Source organism: Chryseobacterium sp. 3008163 (assembly GCF_003669035.1).
Lineage (GTDB): Bacteria > Bacteroidota > Bacteroidia > Flavobacteriales > Weeksellaceae > Chryseobacterium.
Map to the genome: position 1 here is coordinate 1,831,416 of NZ_CP033070.1, position 15,428 is coordinate 1,846,843.

Below are 15,428 nucleotides of genomic sequence, written 5' to 3' on the forward strand. Positions count from 1 at the left end.
TATTTAATTTAACCCAAAAGCTCCAAAAAATTGATAAAATAAAATGATAAAGTCCACAAAATACCAATAATTTTGATTTAAAAGTAAAAACAACCCTGTAAATGAATACAAGGTTGTCTTTATTTATTTGAAATACTGATTTGAAACCAATAGCAAAAATTAATTGCTATCAGAATATAATTATGCCGCCGTAACTGTCCCTTTGAAAGAAAGAGTTTTAGGTGTTTTGCTATCACTTGTTGTTACATTTACGGTCTTAATAAATGGACCAGCATTTGCTGCATTGAAACTAGCTTCTACGAAACCCTTTTTCCCTGGAAGAATCGCCTTTTTACTGTAATCAGCTGTTGTACAGCCGCAAGATGGAGCAACATTTTCAATGATGATTGGTTTTTTTGATGTATTTGTAAATTCAAATCTAATCAATTTTGGTTTTCCTTGAGGAATATTACCAACGTCAATAGATTCTGATTTCCACTTAGCTGCTTCTGCAACTACTTTTACGATAGGAGTTCCTTCAACCGGAAATACATTAGCATAAAATGGTGAAAATGCCATAACTGCAAGTAATGCTGTAATTTTTAAATTTTTCATAAGTAAATTTTTATCATTAATTATTCAAAGAAATTTGATTCTTTTGTTTCGATAGAGCAAATGTAAAGACGAAAATCGTGAGATATTGTTAACTGCTTTCAAACATTTGTTAACAAGTTGTTAATGATAAAAGATAAATAGATATTTTTGGATAATATTGCTTCTGAAAATGGAAATCAAAAAACTCAATATAATTATCACGCTTGGGCTCGTTGCTATCATCGGAATTCTGATAGCTCAGCTTCTATGGACCAGACAGGCGTATAATCTTGAGGATAAAAAATTCAATCAAAAAGTGAATATCGCTCTTCTTGAAGTGGTAGAAAAACTGTCAGGCGAGCAAACTTCTTTTATTCAAAGTCCGGTACAGAACGTTGATAACGACTATTATGTGGTTAATATCAACAATGAGTTTGATCCTACGATTCTTGAATATTATTTAAAAACTGAATTCACCAGATTTCAGATCAATACCAATTATACGTACGCAGTTTATAATTGCCATAGCGATAAAATGATCTATGGGAAATATATTTCTGCACATCAGGAGACTTCAAAAAACAAAACCATCAATTTTCCGAAGCACGAAAATCTGACGTATTATTTTTCCATCCGTTTCCCGGATAAGATGACGTATATGATTGGTTCGCTGAAGTTTTGGTATATCCTTACCTTTGCGCTGATTATTATCTTGTTGGTGTATGTGTATTCGATTTACACCATTATTCAGCAAAAGAAATTCTCAGAATTGCAGCGGGATTTTATCAATAATATGACCCATGAGTTCAAAACTCCCTTGTCGTCAATTTTATTGGCTACAGAATCTTTGAATAAGCAGGAAATTGTAAGAGAAAATTCTAAACTGCAGACGTATACTTCGATTATCATTAATCAAAGCAACAAACTGAATAATCACATCGAAAAGATATTAAATATCGCCAAAAATGATGCTGCCGGACTTTCATTAAAAACAGAAAAGATTCTATTGCTTCCTTTTATTCAGGAGATTGCAGAGACCATGCAGCAAAAAAACGTAAACCTGACGATTGATTTGAATATTGACAACAATACTTATGTAATCGCAGATAAATTTCACTTTACCAATATCATTTACAATCTTTTAGACAACTCAGTCAAATATTGTGAGACGGCTCCTCATGTTATCATTTCCACAGATAAAGATTCAAAAGGCTTATATTTAAAGTTTAAAGACAACGGAGTAGGAATTCCGACTAAAAATATCCCTCAGATTTTTGATAAATTTTACAGAGTTAATGCTAAGAAAAACAGTGAAATCAATGGTTTCGGATTGGGCTTATTTTATGTAAAAAAGATCGTTCAGCAGCATCACTGGAAAATTTCTGTGGAAAACAATCAAAACCAAGGAATTACCACAACACTGTTTTTGCCTTTTTCAAAATAATGTTTACATGATGGAGAAATCTAAAATTTTATATGCCGAAGACGACCAGACCATTGCTTTCCTGATTCAGGACAGCTTAGAACCGTATTATGATATTGATTATCACGCCAATGGAAGATCTGCATTGAACGCATTCGACACGGGAAGTTACGATATTTGTCTCCTCGACATTATGATGCCTGAAATTGATGGTTTTGAGCTGGCAAAACATATCAGGACGCACAATTCAGAGATTCCCATTATTTTTATTTCTGCGAAAGCTTTAAAAGAAGACCGCATCAAAGGTCTAAAAATTGGTGCTGATGATTATCTGGTCAAACCCTTCAGTATAGAAGAGCTTATTTTAAAAATTGAAATTTTCTTAAAACGTACAAAAAAGACGAATAGTACTCCTGCAAAATATAAAGTCGGAAAATATAATTTCGACCCGAAAAACTATACTTTACAGGAGGAAAATAACATCATAACCCTTACGCAGAGAGAATCTGAACTGCTTTTATATTTTATCACCAATAAAAATTCTGTTTTAAAAAGACAGGATATTTTGAAAGCCATTTGGGGCGACGACGATTATTTTATGGGAAGAAGTTTGGATGTTTTTATTTCAAGATTAAGAAAAATTTTTGCTAACGAAGCTAATATTATGATTGAAAATATTCATGGCATTGGTTTTCGTTTTTCTGAAAGCTAAAAGATGATATTGGTCGTATTAAAATTTTAATCAACAATAATTATCTTTTGATTTTAATTAATTTTACGCTTTCCAAATCTTCCCACATGAAAAACTTCGCAGTTTCACCTCTTATATTTTTTCTTTTTGTCAGCTTAAATTATAAAGCTCAACACTTCGAGAAACTCGTTCAATATGTCAATCCATTAATCGGAACCGAGAAAATGGGTCATACATATCCTGGAGCAACTGTACCTTTCGGAGCCGGTCAGTTAAGCCCAGAAACTGATACTATTTCTTACGAACTCAATGGAAAGTACAATGGTGAAATCTATAAATACTGCGCTGGTTATCGTTATGAAGACAAAACAATTGTTGGTTTCAGCTCTACTCATTTCAGCGGAACTGGACATTCAGATTTGGGAGACTTTTTAGTGATGCCGACTGTCGGCAAATTACAGTTGAATCCAGGAACAGCTTCAAATCCTGAAAGTGGCTATAGAAGCAGATTTTCACATCAAAACGAGAAAGCTGAAGCCGGATATTATAAAGTAAAACTCGATGATCATAGTATTTTAGCGGAATTAACGGCGACAACCAGAGTCGGCGTTCATCGTTACACTTTCCCGAAATCTGATCAGGCTCACATCATTTTAGATTTAATGGCCGGAATTTATAATTATGATGGTAAAAATGTCTGGACCTATGTACGTGTAGAAAACGGAAATACAATTACTGGTTACCGACAAACGAACGGTTGGGCAAGAACAAGAACGGTTTATTTTGCGATGAAATTTTCAAAGCCGTTTAAGTCTTATGGTCAGAAAAATTATGATGGGAAGCAGGTTTACAATGGTTTCTGGAGAAAATTTGACCAGACCAAGAACTTTCCTGAAATCGCTGGGAAAAACCTAAAAATGTATTTCGATTTTAATACGAATGAAAATGAAGCAATTGAAGTTAAGCTTGCCATTTCACCTGTAAGTCAATCGAATGCATTAGAAAATTTAGAAAAAGAAGTTGGAAACTTATCTTTTGACCAGGTCAAAGCACAGACTCAGGAAAATTGGAATAAAGAATTAAATAAGATCGTTATCAAAGGTTCTGAAACAGAAAAAACAAATTTTTATACGGCAATGTATCACACTTTTATCAGTCCGACAACTTATACAGATGTCAACGGAGAATATAAAGGTTTAGATCAAAACATTCACAAAGCGGAAGGCTTTACCAATTACACAACATTTTCAATTTGGGACACGTATCGTGCGTTGCATCCATTTTTCAACATCATTCAGCCAAAACGGAATAATGACATGGTGAAATCGATGATGGCGCATTACAATCAGTTTTCGATGAAAATGTTGCCGATTTGGTCGCATTATGCAAATGACAATTGGTGCATGAGCGGTTATCACAGCGTAAGTGTGGTTGCCGATGCCATTATTAAAGGAAATTATGACGGTGATGCAAAAGAAGCCTTGAATGCCTGTGTAGAAACTGCCAACAAAAGAGATTACGAAGGAATCGGGTTTTATATCGACAAAGGTTACATTCCGGCGGAGAAAAGCGGAACTTCGGTTTCCAACACGTTGGAATACGCTTATGACGATTGGGCAATTGCTCAGTTGGCAAAACATTTAGGTGAAACAGAAATTTACAATCAATTCATTAAACGTTCGGAAAACTGGAAAAATAATTTTGATAAAACAACAGGATTTATGCGTCCTCGATTAGCAGACGGAAGTTTTAAAAAAGATTTTAATGCACTAAGCACTCACGGGCAAGGCTTTATAGAAGGGAATTCCTGGAATTACAGTTTCTTCGTTCCTCAAAATCCTGACGAACTCATACAATTAATGGGCGGCAAGAAAAAATTCGCTTCAAAATTGGATCAATTGTTCACGATGCATTTACCAGACGAATTTTTCGCAGACACAGAAGACATTACCCGAGAAGGAATTATCGGCGGTTACGTTCATGGAAACGAACCGGCGCATCATGTTGCCTACTTCTATAATTGGGCAGGCCAACCTTGGAAAACTCAGGCGCAGATCAGAAGAATTTTAGAGATACAATACAAAGCAACTCCCGATGGATTGGGCGGAAACGACGATGCCGGACAAATGAGTGCGTGGTATATTTTAAGTTCGCTTGGTTTTTATCCGGTGGCTCCAGGATCGGAAGATTATGCGATTGGAAGTCCGGCAATTGATCATGCTGTTTTGAATTTAGAAAATGGGAAAACTTTTGAAATTGAAGCGATTAATCAGAGTCCGAAAAATGTGTATGTTCAAAAAATTCTTTTGAATGGAAAAGAAATTAAAAACTTCACTTTGAAACATTCCTATATAATGAATGGCGGAAAACTAAGTTTTTATATGAGTTCTAAACCTAGGAAATGATTTTTTTAAACACAAATTCCACCAATATTTTTCACTAATTTTCACAAATAAAGCTATCATTCAGAATAAAACGAAAGCATAGTCCAGAATATCCTCAAAGTTTGTCATTCTGACGAAGGAAGAATCTCTATGCATAAAGTAGATTCTTCACTCCATTCCTGAACTACGTTCGCAGACCTTCAGTCTATGTTCAGAATGACAGAAATGGATTAAAATTCATTCATCCGTAATTTGCATACGACAATCGTTGTTTTGCAAACTTCATATATTTAATTTCTGCTGAATTTTGTACCAATAAAAATCAACAATATGAAATTGAATCAGGTAAAATTAGGAAGTCAGGGATTAATCATTCCGAATATAGGGTTGGGATGTATGGGAATGACGGGTTTCGGAGATGTAGATATGTATGGCAAACACGATGAGAAAGAAGCCATTGCAACTATTCATCGTTCTTTGGAATTGGGAGGAAATTTCCTCGACACGGCAGATTTGTATGGTCCTTTCAAAAACGAACAATTAATTGCAAAAGCGATTGAAGGCAATCGTGACCAATACATTATTGCAACAAAATTCGGTTGGGAAATTGATGATAATGAACAAATCACCTGGAAAATCAATGGAACTAAAGATTATGTAAAAAAATCGATTGAACGTTCTCTGAAAAATCTGAAAACAGATTACATTGACCTTTATTATATGCACCGTCTCGATAAAAATGTTCCTGTTGAAGAAACTGTCGGAGCAATGAGTGATTTGGTAAAAGAAGGAAAAATCGGTTATATAGGTTTGTCGGAAGTTTCTTCTGAAACAGTGAAAAAAGCGCACGCAGTACATCCAATTTCGGCAGTTCAAAATGAATTTTCTTTGTTTGAAAGAACGGTTGAAGAAAAAGGAGTATTGAAAACTTTACAGGAATTAGGAATTGGCTTTGTTGCCTATTCTCCATTGGGAAGAGGTTTCTTGTCTGGGAATATTAAAACAATCAATGATTTGCCGGAAAATGATTTCAGAAGAGGGATTCCACGTTTTCAAGGAGAACATTTCCAAAAAAATATTGAATTGGTAGAAGCGATTGAAAATCTGGCAAAGGAAAAAGAAATTACATCTTCGCAATTGGCTTTGGCGTGGATTATCAGCAAAGGAATTGTTCCTATTCCGGGGACGAAACGCAGAACATATCTTGAACAGAATATCGAAGCCAGCAAAATTGTCTTGAGCGAATCTGATATTCAGAAGCTGGAAAGCATTGTGCCTTTGGGAACGGATACGGGAGCGACTTATGATGAATTCGGAATGGGACTTTTGGATTATTAATCTTTTTAAATTAAGATATTTTAGCAGTTTGTCATTCTGAACATAGACTGAAGGTCTACGAACGTAGTTCAGAAATGTAGTGAGGAATCTCAATTCATATCTCAGAGATTCTTCCTTCGTCAGAATGACAAATTCTGAAAGTTTATCAATCATAAAGTTGGAACGCAATATGATTGCGCCCCGGCTTGAACGGAGCTCTTTTTGTGGAGCGAAGCGTAACAAAAAAGCGGGAGTGGAAGACGGAAATCGGCGCCCAACAAAGTGGTTCGAACGAGTCAAATAATTATCACTATTTTTAAGATTTAGAATTTCAAATTATGAACACCATACAATCTATTTCAGCTTTTCACAGATTATTGTCGCTTCCGGAACCAAAACATCCGATGGTAAGTGTCATCAATCTTTCTGAAAGTATTTTTATTGAAGATGAGGTCTGGAAAGGTTTTGTTAGCCGATATTATTGCGTCGCACTGAAACGTAATGCGACCGGAAAAATAAAATACGGTCAGCAACATTACGATTATGACAAAGGCGTTCTGAGTTTTACAGCTCCTAATCAGGTTCAGTATCTCGATTTGAAGACAATGGATTGTGAAAATACGGGTTATCTGCTAATTTTTCACGAAGATTTTCTGTTGAAACATTCTTTGGCAACTACGATTTCGTCTTACGGATTTTTCTCTTACGCAGTGAATGAAGCTTTGCATCTTTCTGAAGATGAGGAAAATGATTTACTTGGAATTCTGAATAAAATTGATAAAGAATGTCAGCACATTGACCAGCATACGCAGGAAATCATCTTGTCGCAGATTGAGTTGCTGCTGAATTATTCGAAGCGTTTTTACGAGAGACAATTCATTACCAGAAAAAGCGGAAGTCATCAGCTTTTGACAAAATTTGAAACGTTTTTGAATGATTATTTTGATAAAGAATCTTCTGAAAAAGGACTTTTGACGGTTCATCAAATTGCTGAAGCAATGAATCTTTCTGCGAATTATCTGAGTGATCTTTTGCGAGTGCATACCGGACAAAACACGCAGCAACACATTCACGAAAAGCTCATCAGCAAAGCAAAAGAGAAACTTTCGACCACGGAATTATCGGTAAGCGAAATTGCTTATGATTTGGGATTTGAACATTCGCAATCGTTCAGTACGCTTTTCAAAAAGAAGACGAAAATGTCGCCGTTGGAGTTTCGGCAGTCTTTTAATTGATAATTTTGCTCTCGCAGATTGGGCAGATTGAATTTAAAATCTACCCAATCTGCAAAATCTGCGAGAGTCTTATTTATTTTCGAAAATGTCTTCTCTCAAATTATTTTTATGCTCTCTTCCCCACTCGGAAAGTGCCATAATCACAGTTTTTAAAGTCTTGCTGTAATCAGTTGAAATATATTCTACAACCACAGGCGTTTGTTCGCTGTAAACGATTCTTTTTACAAAACCATTGATTTCCAGATCTTTCAGCTCGTTCGAAAGCACTCTCGCCGAAATTCCGGTAACGATTCTCTGAAGCTCATTGAACCGAATATTTCCGTGTTCCTGAAGAGCAATAATAATTTTGAGCTTCCACTTTCCTCCAATGACATAAATTGCATCTTCCACTGATGAAAGATGATTTTGGCAATTTATTTTGGTAAGCGGTTCTTCTAATTCAATACTATTTTCCATAAAATTAATCTCAAACTAACCAAAAGGTTACTACTAACCTTTTGTTCACTACTAACTTTTGATAAGCAAATGTACATAATTTTGTCAAAGAAATTTAAAATTAAAAAAATGAAACAAATTTTGCACATTATCTCAAGTCCGAGAGTGGAAGTATCTGCCAGCAGAAAATTAGGAAATGCCGTATTGGAAAAAATCCATGAGAAATATCCTGACAGCATTGTAAAAGAACGTGATCTCACGAAAAATTTGGTTCCGCTTTTGGAAGATGTCCACATCAATTCATTTTTCACGCCTGCAGAAAACCGAACTCCGGAACAAGAAACCATCAACCAATATTCCGAAGGTTTGATTTCAGAGCTGCAGGAAGCAGACATTATCATTATAGAATCTCCGATGTATAATTTTTCTGTGCCTGCTACACTGAGAGCTTATTTTGATTACACTTCGAGAGCAGGATATACTTTTAGCTATGACGAAAACGGACCAAAAGGACTGCTCAATAATAAAAAATTATACATCGCTTTCTCGTCAGGCAATGTTTATTCAGAAGGTCCTTACCAGATATATGATTCTAATGTTCCTTATGTCAAGAATGTTTTTAGTTTCTATGGCGTTACTGATGTCAGTGTTTTCCGTGCAGAAGGTCTTTCGATTCCGGGAATTATGGAAAACTCTTTAGAAAAAGGGATTGAAAGTATCGTAATTGATTAATTTCAAGTGATTGTTAGATAATTTTCTCTCGCTGATTGAGCAAATTTTGCAGATGATTGCGTTTAAAATCTGCTTCATCTGCTCAATCTGCGAGATATTTAAATTTTGGCTAAAGCCAATTTTGATTCTTAAAATAAAAACGGGCTAAAGCCCGTTCCTAATGATATAGTTATTTCGCTATAATTTATTCCTGAACTTCAAAAAGCAATCGCTCCCCGAATTTTTCTTCATTGATTTTTCCGTTGTCGTAAACCAGGTTTCCATTCACAAAAGTATGGGTGACTTTAGAATTAAAATTCATTCCTTCAAGCGGACTCCAGCCACATTTATAAAGGATATTTTCTTTTGAAACTGTCCAGTTTTCTTCTAAATCCACTAAAACCAAATCCGCTTTATAACCCTCTCTAATAAAACCTCGTTTTTCAACTCTGAAAAGAATCGCCGGATTGTGACACATTTTTTCAACGATTTTTTCTAAAGTAATTTTTCCGTTTCTAAAGTTTTCAAGCATCACGACCAAAGAATGCTGAACCAAAGGTGCTCCCGAAGGACATTTAGTGTAAACATTTTGTTTCTCTTCCCAAGTATGAGGCGCGTGGTCAGTGGCAATCACATCAATTCTGTCATCAAGAAGTGCTTCCCAAAGTCCGTCTTTATCTTTTTGAGTTTTTACCGCAGGATTCCATTTGATTAAACCACCTTTTGTTTCATAATCTTCATTCGTAAAAGTCAAATGATGAACGCAAACTTCCGCTGTTATTTTTTTATTTTTTAAAGGAATATCATTTCTGAACAGAGAAGTTTCTTTTGCCGTTGATAAATGAAAAACATGTAATCTTGCTCCGGTTTTTTCAGCCAATTCAATTGCTTTTGAAGAAGATTTATAGCAAGCTTCCTCACTTCTTATCAAATGATGAAATTTTACAGGAATATCTTCGCCATATTCATCCAGATATTTTTGAGTATTTTCTCTGATTGTTGCTTCATCTTCACAATGAACAGCGATCAGCATTTTGGTATTACTGAAAATATTTTCCAAAGTTTCAGGATTATCGACCAACATATTTCCTGTAGATGAACCTAGGAACAATTTGATTCCAGGAACATTTCTTGGGTTGGTTTTTAAAACTTCCTCTAAATTATCATTGGTTCCGCCCATCATAAAACCGTAATTGGCGTAAGCTTTCTGAGAACCTATTTCGTATTTATCAGCTAATAATTCCTGAGTTACAGCATTCGGAACGGTATTCGGCTGATCGATGAAGCTTGTTATTCCACCTGCGATTGCTGCTTTTGATTCTGTTTCAATGTCACCTTTATGCGTTAAGCCCGGTTCACGGAAATGAACTTGGTCATCAATAATTCCAGGAAGAAGGTATTTTCCTGAAGCATCAATAATTTGGTCAACATTTTCTTCAGAAATATTTTTCGAAATCTCAGAAATCAAATCATTTTCAATCAGAATATCGCTTTGGAAAACCAGATTTTCATTGACGATTTGGGCGTTTTTTATTAGAATTTTCATTTTTACTTTTTAGATATAAAGATTTGTATTGCACAAATTTAATATTTTCAGGAATGATTTTTAAACTTAAGTCTGAAAATTGTGAATTCTAATATTTACATTTGCACTTTAAAAAAATTAATTTGTACAAGAAATTATTTGGGCAAACCGCTGTGTACGGACTGAGTTCGGTTTTGGTGAGGATCTTTCCTTTCCTGATTGCACCCATCGTGACCAATGCATTCGGACCTTCAGCATCGTCACCTTTCGTAGATTGGTATTCGATTGCCGGAGTTATCACGGTTTTTTTGACCCACGGAATGGAAACTTCTTTTTTCCGTTTTGCTCAGGAAGGCGATATTGATAAAAAAACTTTGGTGTCTACTACAGCATTGAGTATTTTAGGAATCGGTTTAATTTATCTTATTCTAGGATACGTTTTCAGGCAGGAACTTGCGAATGCTTTTGAAACTCCTGATCAGGTTAATTATCTTGTTATTTTCCTATTCATTCTTTCATTTGATGCTTTTGCAACAATTCCTTCAGCAGTTTTAAGATTAGAAGGAAAACCTGTTTTATATACCATTTCAAAAGTTGCCGGATCATTGGTTTATTATTTTCTGATTGTATTTTTCATCAAATGGCTTCCTCATTACCCTAACGGAATTTTAGGTTTAAAATATGATCCTCAAATCGGTGTAGGATATGTTTTCATTGCCAACTTGGTTCAGAGTATTATTACTTTAGCCATAGTAGGGAAAGAATTTGTAAACTTCAGTTTCAGAAAGTTTGATTTTATACTTTGGAAAAGAATCATGAGTTATTCGTGGCCGGTAATGGTTGCAGGATTGGCCGGAGTAATCAACCAGACTTTAGACCGACAGTTTTTAAAATATTTACTTCCAAAAGAAGAAGCCAAACATCAGATTGGTGTTTATGGTGGTGTATATAAAATCGCAACATTCATCACAGTTTTCCGACAGGCGTATCAATTGGGTATTGAACCTTATTTTTTCTCAAGTTTTAAAGATAAAAACAATCACAAAACTTACGCAGTTTTGATGGATGTATTTGTGATATGCAACTGCCTCATCTACATCGGATTGATGGTGAACCTCCAATGGATTTCTGAAAAATACCTAGGAAACCCACTTTATTTTGAAGGTATTGAAATTATTCCTTTTGTGATGCTCGGTGCATTATTTTTAGGAATTTATCTCAATCTTTCTATTTGGTACAAATTATCTGACCAAACTAGAGTTGGCTTGTACATTTCATTAATCGGAGCTGCAATTACGATCGTCATCAACTTTACATTTATTCCGAAATATGGCTATTGGGCAAGTGCTTTCGCAGCACTGATTACCTATACAAGTATGATGGTTATTTCCTATATTTGGGGGAAAATACAATATCCTATTCACTATAACGTTAAAAAAATAGCAGTCTATCTAACCCTTTCGATTACCATTTCGATGGTCTCGTTTTACTATTTCAGATATAATTATTTTATAGGAAACGGAATGTTCATCTTCTTCATCGCATTTTTGATGTACAACGAAAGAACGATGATCAACAAAATACTCAGAAAATCATAAAATTTAAACTATACAATATCAAATGAAAATAATTGTTCCTATGGCTGGGCGTGGTTCCAGATTACGTCCACATACATTAACGGTTCCAAAACCATTAATTCCTATCGCAGGAAAACCTATCGTACAAAGATTGGTAGAAGACATTGCTAAAGTTGCAGGAGAGGTGATAGAAGAAGTTGCTTTCATTATCGGGGATTTTGGCGATGAAGTTGAAAAGTCTCTTCTTCAAATTGCTGAAAGATTAGGTGCGAAAGGAAGTATTTATCATCAGGAAGAAGCTTTGGGAACGGCTCACGCAATCAAATGTGCAGAGCAATCAATGACGGGAAATGTGGTTGTAGCTTTTGCTGACACGCTTTTCAGAGCAGATTTTACTCTAGATACTAACTCTGACGGTGTAATTTGGGTTAAAAAAGTAGAAGATCCTTCGGCTTTTGGAGTTGTAAAATTGGATGACTACGGTTTCATCACAGATTTTATTGAGAAACCTCAGACTTTCGTTTCAGACCTTGCCATTATTGGAATTTACTACTTCAACTCTGGAGAAAAACTGATGGACGAGATCAATCACATCATGGATAACGACATCAAAGTGAGTGGAGAATATCAGCTGACAACTGCATTAGAAAATCTTCGTCAGAAAGGCGCAAAATTCACTCTTGGAAAAGTAGATGACTGGATGGATTGTGGAAACAAAAACGCTACCGTAGAAACAAACAGTAAGATTTTAGCTTACGAAAGGGAAGAAATGTCTCACTTCACCGCTACAGCTACAATTGAGAATTCTCTGATTATTCAGCCTTGCTTTATCGGTGAAAATGTGAAAATTTTAAATTCAAAAATTGGTCCCGGAGTTTCTGTTGGAAACAATACAGTAATTATCAATTCAAATATTGAAAATTCTCTGATTCAGGAAAACACAAAAATCAACCACGGAAACCTTTCAAATTCAATGATTGGAAATTCTGCGCAGTATTTTGGGGTTTCAAGAGAAATTTCTTTAGGTGATTATTCTGTTCTGGATTTCCTAAATAAAGATTAATTTTATAAAAAATAAATTGACTTCAAACCACACAAAATGTTTTGTGTGGTTTGGCGTTAATATTGTAAAGTATTTATATAAAGAATTTATGAAAAAATGGATCACGTTATTGTTGGCAACAATGGTTATACTTTCATGTAAAACCAAGAAAAACGCTATGCAGAACGATTCTGAAAATGACAGCATCAAAATAGAAAATTTAGACGATAAAGATAAAATTGATGAAGGAAAAAACATTTCAGACCGATTGACTTTTTACGAAAACATTTATATACATCCAAAATTTGATCAGATAAAAATCAACAGTAAAATCACGGCAGATAATATCAGAGTGAGCCCTCTTGATGCTACAATTTATATTGAAAGTGATAAAAAAATATGGTCAAATATCAACTTCTTATTCTTCAATGCAGCGAGAGCAATCATAACACCAGAAGGTATAAAAGCTGTTGACAAATACAATAAAAATTATATTGATTCTGATTTTGATTATTTAAATAATTTACTGAATATCAACTTTATCGATTACAAAACTTTAGAGAAAATCCTTTTGGGACGTACTTTTCTTTTGGTAAGCAACAGAAATTCTAGTATTACAAAAAATGAAGACGGATATCAATTGGCATCCATTGTAAATCAAAAGATTGTCACTAATGACGTTGAGCGTGAGTATAAGATCAATATGAGATATTCAAATGATTATAATTTAATTTACGTTAAATTGCAGGATGTGAAATCCGATGACGCAGTTGAAATCGTATATGATCAATGGGAGACTTTTGACAATAATCTCAAATTGCCGCAAAGTGTTAAAATAATTATAAAAGGTTCAAAAACGAGTCAGATTTTATTGGAAAACACGAAATTTGGCTTCACTAAAATGGAAACACCTTATTCAGTTCCAGCCAATTATAAGAAAATTGAGATTAAATGATTAAAAAATTTAGCTTTTTAATAGGAATTCTGCTGTTCTCGTTGCACTTTGGGCAAAAGAAAGAGCAATTACAGCAACAAAATGCCGAGCTTAAAAAACAAATTGCAAAAATAAATACTGATTTAGCAAAAACAAGAAATGAGTCTAAACTCTCCATATCTTATCTCACAAGCGTTAATCAAAAATTAGCTTTAAGAGAGAAGGTTTTTAACAATACTCAGAAAGAGAAAAGATTTATAGAAGATGAAATTTATCTTCGCCAACTTGAGATCAATAGACAGAATCGCGAATTGGCAGTTTTAAGAAAAAACTACGCTCAGGTTCTGGTTAATGCTTACAAGAATAAAGGCGTTCAGAATAAAGTAACTTTCATCCTTTCATCTAAAGGTTTTGGTGAAGCGATGAGGAGAGTACAATATTTGAAACAATATTCTGATTATCAAGACAAAAAAGCTGCAGAAATCACTAATGCAGCAGTTGAGCTGAAAAAATCAGTTGAGAAAAAGAGACGATCTGCAGTTGAAAAAGAAAATCTTTTAGTTAATCAGCAAAAAGATTTAACAACCATCAGTGTTGAGAGAAAGCAGAAAGAGCAGCTGGTAAATGAGTTTAAGAAAAATGAAAGCAAACTTGCTGGCGAATTAAAACAAAAGCAAACTCAGTCTAAAGCTCTTGAAGGACAAATACGATCAATTATTGCTGAAGAAATTCGTAGAGCAAAGGCTGAAGAAGAATCTAGAAAAAAGCTGAAGCAGAAAAAATTCGTTTAGCAAAAATAGCTTCTGACAGAGAAAAAGCCAGAATTGACGCTGAGAACAAAGCAAGAGCCGAAGCCTTAGAGAGAGAAAGAAAATTAGCCGAAGTTGAAGCTAAAAAGGCAGCAGAGTTTGCAGCAAAAAGAGCCGAAGACGAGAGAAAAAGAAATGAAGAAGCTGCAAGAAGTGAAGCAAGTGCAAAAGATGAAGCAAGAAAAATTGCTGCTAAAAAAGCTTCAGATGATGCCGCTCTAAAATCAAGAGAAGCTGCTAACAAATTAGTCGCTGCAAAAGCTGCCGAAGCTGCATTAGAGAAAAAAACAGATGACGATAAAAAAGCTGCCGAAACCAAAGCGATGACTAATTATGGTGTTTCTACATCAGCGGGAAATAGCTTTGCAGCAAATAAAGGAAGACTAGCAATGCCTGCCTACGGTACAATCACCCACCGTTTCGGCAGACAACCTCACCCGGTATTTAAAAATATCGTGGAAGAAAATAACGGAATTAAAATTTCTGTAGCAAAAGGAACTAGCGCAAAAGCAATCTTCCCGGGAACGGTTTCTCAGGTAATGCCGGCAGCGGATGGAACAAAAACAGTTTTGATAAAACACGGAGATTATTTCTCTATTTATTCAAACCTTAGCAGCAATACAGTTTCGAAAGGTCAGCAAGTTTCTGCAGGAACTACTTTAGGCACTGTCGCTCAGGATTTTGATGGATCATTTACCTTAGATTTCCAGATTTGGAGAGGAGATACACCAGTAGATCCGTTAGGTTGGGTTTCAAATTAAAATATTAACTT

The 15,428-nt window shown here is 34.9% G+C and carries 12 protein-coding genes and 1 pseudogene; 10 read left to right on the top strand and 3 right to left on the bottom strand.

The annotated features are described in order from the left end of the window. Positions 1-180: 180 nt before the first annotated feature. Positions 181-594, bottom strand: coding sequence for a DUF1573 domain-containing protein (locus EAG08_RS08255; protein ID WP_129535028.1), 414 nt, complete (start codon positions 592-594; stop codon positions 181-183). 169 nt (positions 595-763) lie between these two features. Between EAG08_RS08255 and EAG08_RS08260 the strand changes: the two genes are divergently transcribed. The 5 genes from EAG08_RS08260 (at position 764) to EAG08_RS08280 (ending at position 7,623) form a co-directional block, all read left to right on the top strand. Beyond that, positions 764-2,017 (top strand): sensor histidine kinase, encoded by a 1,254-nt coding sequence (locus EAG08_RS08260; protein ID WP_129535029.1) that lies wholly within the window; start codon positions 764-766, stop codon positions 2,015-2,017. 10 nt (positions 2,018-2,027) lie between these two features. Continuing rightward, positions 2,028-2,708 carry a response regulator transcription factor gene (locus tag EAG08_RS08265; RefSeq protein WP_129537241.1) on the top strand — a complete coding sequence of 227 codons (681 nt, stop codon included), beginning with the start codon at positions 2,028-2,030 and terminating at the stop codon, positions 2,706-2,708. A gap of 86 nt (positions 2,709-2,794) precedes the next feature. Further along, positions 2,795-5,092: a GH92 family glycosyl hydrolase gene (locus EAG08_RS08270; protein WP_129535030.1), complete on the top strand. Its 2,298-nt coding sequence runs from the start codon at positions 2,795-2,797 to the stop codon at positions 5,090-5,092. Between the two features lie 309 nt (positions 5,093-5,401). Beyond that, complete coding sequence (locus EAG08_RS08275) at positions 5,402-6,409, top strand: aldo/keto reductase (RefSeq protein WP_129535031.1); 1,008 nt, start codon at positions 5,402-5,404, stop codon at positions 6,407-6,409. A 317-nt stretch (positions 6,410-6,726) separates the two neighbouring features. Beyond that, positions 6,727-7,623: a helix-turn-helix domain-containing protein gene (locus tag EAG08_RS08280; protein WP_129535032.1), complete on the top strand. Its 897-nt coding sequence runs from the start codon at positions 6,727-6,729 to the stop codon at positions 7,621-7,623. Positions 7,624-7,692: 69 nt separating this feature from the next. Here EAG08_RS08280 and EAG08_RS08285 read toward each other — a convergent pair whose 3' ends face one another. After that, positions 7,693-8,079 carry a winged helix-turn-helix transcriptional regulator gene (locus EAG08_RS08285; RefSeq protein ID WP_129535033.1) on the bottom strand — a complete coding sequence of 129 codons (387 nt, stop codon included), beginning with the start codon at positions 8,077-8,079 and terminating at the stop codon, positions 7,693-7,695. Positions 8,080-8,187: 108 nt separating this feature from the next. On the opposite strand from EAG08_RS08285, the gene EAG08_RS08290 reads away from it, so the two are divergent. Further along, positions 8,188-8,790 (top strand): FMN-dependent NADH-azoreductase, encoded by a 603-nt coding sequence (locus EAG08_RS08290; RefSeq protein ID WP_129535034.1) that lies wholly within the window; start codon positions 8,188-8,190, stop codon positions 8,788-8,790. A 184-nt stretch (positions 8,791-8,974) separates the two neighbouring features. On the opposite strand, the gene EAG08_RS08295 is transcribed toward EAG08_RS08290, so the two are convergent. Next, positions 8,975-10,315 (bottom strand): dihydroorotase, encoded by a 1,341-nt coding sequence (locus tag EAG08_RS08295; RefSeq protein WP_129535035.1) that lies wholly within the window; start codon positions 10,313-10,315, stop codon positions 8,975-8,977. Between the two features lie 122 nt (positions 10,316-10,437). Here EAG08_RS08295 and EAG08_RS08300 point away from each other — a divergent pair, with 122 nt between their 5' ends. The 4 genes and pseudogenes from EAG08_RS08300 to EAG08_RS08315 all read left to right on the top strand — a co-directional run bounded on the left by EAG08_RS08300 (position 10,438) and on the right by EAG08_RS08315 (position 15,417). Beyond that, positions 10,438-11,892, top strand: a complete 1,455-nt coding sequence (locus tag EAG08_RS08300) for a lipopolysaccharide biosynthesis protein (RefSeq protein WP_129535036.1) — start codon at positions 10,438-10,440, stop codon at positions 11,890-11,892. A 22-nt stretch (positions 11,893-11,914) separates the two neighbouring features. Beyond that, entirely contained in the window at positions 11,915-12,934 is a 1,020-nt protein-coding gene (locus EAG08_RS08305) for a sugar phosphate nucleotidyltransferase (RefSeq protein WP_129535037.1), read from the top strand. An 88-nt stretch (positions 12,935-13,022) separates the two neighbouring features. After that, positions 13,023-13,868: a DUF4292 domain-containing protein gene (locus EAG08_RS08310; protein ID WP_129535038.1), complete on the top strand. Its 846-nt coding sequence runs from the start codon at positions 13,023-13,025 to the stop codon at positions 13,866-13,868. Further along, positions 13,865-15,417 (top strand): annotated as a pseudogene (locus EAG08_RS08315) (peptidoglycan DD-metalloendopeptidase family protein). The gene EAG08_RS08310 and the pseudogene EAG08_RS08315 overlap by 4 nt, the downstream one beginning before the upstream one ends. Positions 15,418-15,428 lie beyond the last annotated feature (11 nt).

Excerpts from the sequence above, each read along its gene's own strand:
- EAG08_RS08260 (WP_129535029.1), top strand. The coding sequence starts at position 764 with ATGGAAATCAAAAAACTCAATATAATTATCACGCTTGGGCTCGTTGCT.
- EAG08_RS08285 (WP_129535033.1), bottom strand. The coding sequence starts at position 8,079 with ATGGAAAATAGTATTGAATTAGAAGAACCGCTTACCAAAATAAATTGC.
- EAG08_RS08280 (WP_129535032.1), top strand. The coding sequence starts at position 6,727 with ATGAACACCATACAATCTATTTCAGCTTTTCACAGATTATTGTCGCTT.
- EAG08_RS08255 (WP_129535028.1), bottom strand. The coding sequence starts at position 594 with ATGAAAAATTTAAAAATTACAGCATTACTTGCAGTTATGGCATTTTCA.
- EAG08_RS08270 (WP_129535030.1), top strand. The coding sequence starts at position 2,795 with ATGAAAAACTTCGCAGTTTCACCTCTTATATTTTTTCTTTTTGTCAGC.
- EAG08_RS08305 (WP_129535037.1), top strand. The coding sequence starts at position 11,915 with ATGAAAATAATTGTTCCTATGGCTGGGCGTGGTTCCAGATTACGTCCA.
- EAG08_RS08310 (WP_129535038.1), top strand. The coding sequence starts at position 13,023 with ATGAAAAAATGGATCACGTTATTGTTGGCAACAATGGTTATACTTTCA.
- EAG08_RS08295 (WP_129535035.1), bottom strand. The coding sequence starts at position 10,315 with ATGAAAATTCTAATAAAAAACGCCCAAATCGTCAATGAAAATCTGGTT.
- EAG08_RS08290 (WP_129535034.1), top strand. The coding sequence starts at position 8,188 with ATGAAACAAATTTTGCACATTATCTCAAGTCCGAGAGTGGAAGTATCT.
- EAG08_RS08265 (WP_129537241.1), top strand. The coding sequence starts at position 2,028 with ATGGAGAAATCTAAAATTTTATATGCCGAAGACGACCAGACCATTGCT.
- EAG08_RS08275 (WP_129535031.1), top strand. The coding sequence starts at position 5,402 with ATGAAATTGAATCAGGTAAAATTAGGAAGTCAGGGATTAATCATTCCG.